This is a genomic window from Niastella vici (assembly GCF_002077945.1).
Classification (GTDB): domain Bacteria; phylum Bacteroidota; class Bacteroidia; order Chitinophagales; family Chitinophagaceae; genus Niastella; species Niastella vici.
The window spans coordinates 1-4,787 of record NZ_LVYD01000110.1; the positions used below are offsets into that span (position 1 = coordinate 1).

At 38.6% G+C, this 4,787-nt stretch carries 8 protein-coding genes; 7 read left to right on the top strand and 1 reads right to left on the bottom strand.

Annotation, left to right across the window (positions count from 1 at the left end; genetic code table 11):
• The 7 genes from A3860_RS41400 to A3860_RS36305 form a co-directional block, all read left to right on the top strand.
• Positions 1-343 (top strand): hypothetical protein (locus tag A3860_RS41400; protein ID WP_158085472.1); only part of this gene is annotated, 343 nt, incomplete at its 5' end.
• Between the two features lie 157 nt (positions 344-500).
• Positions 501-872 carry a hypothetical protein gene (locus tag A3860_RS36275; RefSeq protein WP_081155500.1) on the top strand — a complete coding sequence of 124 codons (372 nt, stop codon included), beginning with the start codon at positions 501-503 and terminating at the stop codon, positions 870-872.
• Between the two features lie 3 nt (positions 873-875).
• A complete protein-coding gene (locus A3860_RS36280) occupies positions 876-1,103 on the top strand; it encodes an Imm74 family immunity protein (RefSeq protein ID WP_081155501.1) in 228 nt (75 codons plus the stop codon).
• Between the two features lie 322 nt (positions 1,104-1,425).
• Positions 1,426-2,064, top strand: coding sequence for a hypothetical protein (locus tag A3860_RS36290; RefSeq protein WP_081155503.1), 639 nt, complete (start codon positions 1,426-1,428; stop codon positions 2,062-2,064).
• Positions 2,042-2,632 (top strand): hypothetical protein, encoded by a 591-nt coding sequence (locus A3860_RS36295; RefSeq protein WP_081155504.1) that lies wholly within the window; start codon positions 2,042-2,044, stop codon positions 2,630-2,632. The genes A3860_RS36290 and A3860_RS36295 overlap by 23 nt, the downstream gene beginning before the upstream one ends.
• Positions 2,633-2,726: 94 nt before the next feature.
• Positions 2,727-3,017, top strand: a complete 291-nt coding sequence (locus tag A3860_RS36300) for an NADAR domain-containing protein (protein ID WP_143774439.1) — start codon at positions 2,727-2,729, stop codon at positions 3,015-3,017.
• Positions 3,018-3,413: 396 nt separating this feature from the next.
• Complete coding sequence (locus A3860_RS36305; RefSeq protein ID WP_081155506.1) at positions 3,414-4,061, top strand: hypothetical protein; 648 nt, start codon at positions 3,414-3,416, stop codon at positions 4,059-4,061.
• A 326-nt stretch (positions 4,062-4,387) separates the two neighbouring features.
• Here the strand turns inward: A3860_RS36305 and A3860_RS36310 are convergent, their stop codons facing one another.
• Positions 4,388-4,771, bottom strand: a complete 384-nt coding sequence (locus A3860_RS36310; protein WP_081155507.1) for an SMI1/KNR4 family protein — start codon at positions 4,769-4,771, stop codon at positions 4,388-4,390.
• Positions 4,772-4,787 lie beyond the last annotated feature (16 nt).

The following is a 4,787-nucleotide window of genomic DNA, read 5'->3' on the forward strand; positions in this document are numbered from 1 at the left end:
AAACTCTGCATTGTTGCTTACCGACTACACCTTGGAAGAAGAGCTTGACGATTACCTTCAAAAAAGGAACTTATTAGCTCATGGCTTTTGGACAAAATATCTTCAATGTAACTCTAGTGGAAAAGAAGGCGTCGATTTTTGTTACGATTTTGGACGACACTCGACCAGAATTGAGAGCTTCTTCAAGGGGTTTTTATATTTTCTAGCTCTTCGACATGTAAAGGACCGTGACCATTTAGATGCTGACCTAAAGCAATTGGGTAATGATTTTGAATACTTTATTTATTCTTTAAAAGAAAAGAGATTAAAGGATAGAGCCGACAAAATAGAAGAGGAAAAATAAGGATAGAAAAGGACCTGAAGTAATTATCAAAAACAAAAACAGTTGCTGATAGGCAATATATAAAGGATTAGATCTTACATGATTTTAATCTAAAAATAAAAAGCGATATTATCTAAAAAGAGGGCTGGCGAGTTTAATTACAGTTGCTCCTTCATTAGTGAAGCCTTCCGGAGGAGAAGCATTTTTTGGGTCAGGGAGAACAGGTGGAATTGGTGGTGCAGAAAAGGCAATGGAAATTGCACGATGTCAAGGAGGGACAGCTCTTGAAGGTCTAATAGAATCCAAAGGAATAAAACTGCCTGTATGGGATGCTACGAATCCGGAATCAGTTAAGGCTTGGAAAAAGATATCTTCTGAATATGCATCACAGGTTTCTGGGAAAGTCAGGGCTGTCGTTGGCGAAGATTTAAACCCAGGAAACGTTTGGGAAAATATAGAATTGCCAGCATTGAAAGCGAACAAAAAAGTAACTGAAATTATAATTATCGACCCTAAAACGCTGAAAGAAACAACGATATTTGAAAGGTAGAATATGAAAATTACAGGGACACGTTCTTATATTTTGGTTGAGTTTGATTATCGAACAATTAAAATAGCAGGTGAATTGACTACTACCCCTGCATTTTATGCATATATAAACTCAATAAAAAACTGGGAACCACCATATGAAAATATGGAAGTAACAAATAAAGAAATAGAAGAAATAATTAAGAAAGTGACAGAATACAATAACCCAGCGTTCCCAATTTATTTTGAATAATGAAGCTGGAATCGAGCCAAAATAATAAACCAGGCGTACATATTCTTATTATTGATTTGCTTAAACAAATCGAACCATACTTTGATAATCTAATTGTTGAAGACAAGGCGAATACTGGCAAACTTACGACGTTAACTTACTTCAACAACATATTGACAACTGGACTCGTGCTATTGAAGAAATGAAAAAATAAAATTCTAAAATGAGTGATCCATTTAGATTAAAAAATGGAAGAATTGTTGACCTCATTGAAGATGACTAAACGCGCATAACGACTAATCGCTATTGCCTTCTCAAATACTGAAACGTTACAGGTAACCTTATGGACAGAGCCTCATACTTTGAAGAAATTTATTCGGTGACTTCCCCATTGTTGTTATTGGCTGACCAACTGGACGCCGTTATCAAAGCGCGGACACGCCACTTGCGTGAGCCTTTTGACATTTATTTAGACTTTGCTGACCAACTATTGCAGCTAGACAATGCTGCAGCAAAAACAAGAGCTTCATTTATCAAAATGCAATGCGGCGGTATTGACACCGAAGACTTTTTTGAACAACATAGGGAAAGTTGGGGCATTCCAAAATTTGAAGAAGACTTAGTACCCGTTAACGATTTTAAAAATGGTTTCCTCTTTACGTTTCGTGACCATTCAACGTCTTGGGGCGAGGACGCTGAAGCAAGAGATTGGTTTTTCAAAAGCGTTGAAGCAAGGTTTGTACGACATTATCAGTTTTGGGCTTGTGATAACGGACCGGAAGAAATTCTATTAAAGGCAAGTGGCGACTACAAAAGCATCATGTGGACGATTGTAAATGATTATCAGGTCTATTCTGCTTTGACAAGCCCCATTTTCACCAAGGATGACTTGCAAGAATTCTATAATAACTTTGATGAAGCGAAAGGCAACTATTACAAAAAAGACTTACTGGAAATGATTGAAGAAAACCCAAATTGGTAAGCGGAACGAAAGGCTTCATCAGCCAATAACAGAATTAAATACCAAACTCAGTCAAAAGACCAAATATATGCCAGACTATTCTCCAAGCATTGAAAAAGCACATCCAAATGCCAAACGCCTGATGAATGAAGATTTTTATTGGAGCCCGATCGAAGAAACGGCGCCTTTTGGCAGCGACGACGGTGCAGATACTTATGCGGGTTTTGCCGATTGGAGAGAAACTCATCGGGCAGACAATCCGAAAGATTTTTTAACTGAGCAGATTGATTATTGGGGTTATCCTGCTTTTGATCTCAGCGAGACCAGCCTTGAGAAACTAAAACCGTATTTAAAGCAAAGCGAGCTGGGCAGCCGTTTCATGTCAGGCATTGACGCGGCTATCGTTTCTATTGCATTTGGGCAATTATATTTGGAGGGTACAGTAGACAATGACTTAAAAGAATTAGCAAAGACTTCTATTAAGCGCCAACTTATTCCTGAACTGCTCAACCTTTGGGGTGACGAATACAAAACTGTTCGGGAGACAAAACTGAAGAAATTGCTGACAGTTCTAAATCAAGTTGATTAACAAATGACATATTACAATATTGATTGGTTAATTGAGAAGTTTAACGCCAGCGATATGCTGAAGTATTTATTTTTTTGAGGACATACCAACAAGTTTGGAGAAGAAGCCGGCAACTTTTTCTTCAGCCAGTGGTATGAAGCTCCATTTATCGTGGACGGTATCACCTATAAAACAGCCGAGCACTGGACGATGGCGCAAGGCGCTTTTGTTCGGTGACACACAATCGTTTAATGCCATTCTCAAAGCTGAAACACCCAAAAATGCAAAAGAACTGGGAAGAAAAGTAGTAGATTTTGATGTGGAAACGTGGAATGCTCATCACTTTGACGTTGTCAAATACGGGAATATTCATAAGTTCAATCAGCACCCGGGATTAAGCCATTGAAAAGGCGTTCAACAATAGCGGTAAGGCACAAAAATTCATCAACATCCTTACCGCAATTGGAACGGCCTTCATGATTGCCCTCCTGGTATTACTAAAATTGAATATGCTGCCGATAAGATACCAATAGGTTGTAATTCCATCCAGATGTTGGTTCCCACAGAGCCATGCGTTGTAGGGGCGGGCTGCAAAGGCGGCGAAGAAAACAGATACGGCTGGAGTGGTTTTAACACTATACGTCTGTAAAGTGGAATATTTTAGGACGCTTGAGGAGCGTTCGTAGCTTCGTTGGCTGAGTCTCCAAGCAAGGAATACAGTTGCAATGAATACATAACCCTAAAAGCAGGTTATCAAGGACAAAGGTTTTTTAATTGCACTATAATTATATAAATTTACGTATTGGCAGAAATTAAAGAAGACATCAGAATGGCAAAACCTAAGGACGTATGGAAAGACCCTGTCGGTAGTAAACTAATCGCCGAAGGTTTAAAGGAATTAATTAAGTGGGGCTGGGGTGCCTTAATAATTCCGTTATATGCTTTCATTAAGGCTATTGTGACAAAGGCATCTTTTGTTGAAAGTTTAAAGCAGACTTGGAAGTCAATTGTTAATTTTTTTATCGACGGCTTTCAAATCAATTTGATAACAATTCTGCTTATGGTAGCTGGCTATATATTGTTAAACATTTTGTTTAGAAAAGTTGCGAAGTTCTCAAAAAAAAATGCCGTCACAAGTTTCAATTCTGCTAATATTTGGGGCGCAAATATCGAATGGAAGTGGGTAAAAGAAAATGGAGAATACACTATTAAATATGGCGATTACAAAATGATTTGCCCGAAATGCTTCCATAACCTTTCCAAAGAAATTGAAGACGGTCAATATTTTCTGAAATGCCAAAATATCGCTTGTGATTTTACAAGTGGAGTTTATCACTACGAACCACCTTCCGGTGTTCGAGTTGTGGCTGATATGAGCACCTTCTATTTTCATAGAGCATTGACTTCAACCGTTGATGCAGAATTAAGGAAGAAAAGCATCCAAAAATAATGAGAGTCCGAACAAACGTAATTAAATAAGCCCCGGCAAGACTACCGGGGCGTGAAATCATTGAAGCCTATCTGGGAGTTGCTATCCCTGCTCTAATCAGGTTATAAGAATTACTGACGCAAATGGAAAAGTGATAGATGATACTTTTGCTTGGATTAAGAATCTCGAAGATGTCGAGGACCGAATGGTTACATCCAGAATGCCGTTGTCTGAACTTGATGGATAAATGTCAAAAGAAATAGGAACTTTTGCATGAAGCTACAAAGCAAACAGAAACTGGAACAGAGCGTCGCAACTAAAGTTCAATCAAGGCGGTGATGCCGACATCAACGTAATCCGATTGTGTGTTGCCAAAGTAAAGCGTTTGAACAACTCGGGTCAATGCCACTCGTTTTGTCTTTGCAGAAGGGTAGCCATTGCCAATCTTCGCCTCCAACAAAGCCTAACTGTGCCCAGTTGCTTAATAATTCCGAAAAAGAGTCAGCCATAACATAGCCATGTCCTTCACCATCATCATGACTCAAATAAATTATTTTACCGTATTTGTCTGGGGAAAGGTCAATAGAAATGTAGTCACCATTTCCAACTTCTTGAAAAACGAATTTATTATGCCAAACTTTATTATAATCATTCTCCGGATCTGGAAATACTTCTTTAACCCATCCGTCTTTATTTTGTGTAGATTCCTGCGCATGTTGGTTCTTCGTCAAATTTGGGGGTTACGTG

What these genes read in the sequence shown, in the direction of transcription:
- A3860_RS36280 (WP_081155501.1), top strand. Translation starts at nt 876, where the DNA reads ATGAAAATTACAGGGACACGTTCTTATATTTTGGTTGAGTTTGATTAT.
- A3860_RS36290 (WP_081155503.1), top strand. Translation starts at nt 1,426, where the DNA reads ATGGACAGAGCCTCATACTTTGAAGAAATTTATTCGGTGACTTCCCCA.